The organism is Vibrio sp. 05-20-BW147, from assembly GCF_013369385.1.
Lineage (GTDB): Bacteria > Pseudomonadota > Gammaproteobacteria > Enterobacterales > Vibrionaceae > Vibrio > Vibrio floridensis.
In genome coordinates this window covers 1-867 of the sequence record NZ_SZTO01000083.1, presented here as the reverse complement: position 1 = coordinate 867, position 867 = coordinate 1, and the positions used below count along the sequence as shown (strand labels likewise).

The 867-nt window shown below is 40.8% G+C and carries 1 protein-coding gene and 2 pseudogenes; all 3 read right to left on the bottom strand.

The window, feature by feature from the left end:
• Window positions 1–116, bottom strand: a pseudogene (locus tag FC652_RS20735) (RNA-binding protein); the annotation flags it as partial.
• A 147-nt stretch (window positions 117–263) separates the two neighbouring features.
• The gene (locus tag FC652_RS20090; RefSeq protein ID WP_176299904.1) at window positions 264–749 is read right to left on the bottom strand and encodes a GNAT family N-acetyltransferase; all 486 of its coding nucleotides are present in this window, start codon (window positions 747–749) and stop codon (window positions 264–266) included.
• Between the two features lie 13 nt (window positions 750–762).
• Window positions 763–867, bottom strand: a pseudogene (locus FC652_RS20085) (DUF3265 domain-containing protein); the annotation flags it as partial.

The following is an 867-nucleotide window of genomic DNA, read 5'->3' as shown; positions in this document are numbered from 1 at the left end:
GCATTGTGTTCATCTGCACAGAAATAGTCTGAGCTGAACGAAGTGTATTTGGAGGCGACTTCATCAGGTAAAGAGTTCAGATATTGTTCCAGGTAAACTCTACTTCTTTCGTCCATGATTTTGACTCGAAAATTGATTAAAAATATAACGCCGCGTTAAGGGGCGCAGGCACGCAATACAAAAGTGACCGCATAGCACCTTAACCACTAAACCCAACGCAAGTTGAAAATGCCACGCGTGCCAAGTCCCGCTTTAACGCTTTGTTAGGCATTATCCAACACGCTGATTTTATTACTTAATTCCCAACACTCTAATGACTCACCATCACTATCCACAACAATATTTTTATAAATGAATCCATTTTTGCGAACAACATTAAGTGACGCAGAGTTCTCAGAAGAGATCAATGCAAAGACAACTTTGACCAAATCAGATTCAAACGCAATTTGGCAAAGTTTGTTAACTGCTAAAGTTGCAATGCCTTTACCTTGATGACTAGAAGATACGTTGTAGCCAATTTCAACTCGACCGTCTCTCGGTGGATTCTTGAAACCACAACTGCCAATTAACTGGTCATTTGCCTTCATAAAGTATGGTAAAGACCAAACTTCACATATCGAATCACCATAATGACTAAGAGAGCGATCTAACACATGATTTGGAGGAACTCCGTCGATCATATACTTGAGAACAGATTGACCATCACGCAACATTTTTAGCTCATTTTCATTTAGCTGAATGAGTTCCATAATTTCCTTATGCCTAACGCTGCGTTAAGGGGTGAATGCCGCACAAACCAACTTCCCGCAGACCACTTTCACCACTAAAACTAACCGCATACAAAAAATGCCACGCGGCATGAATCCC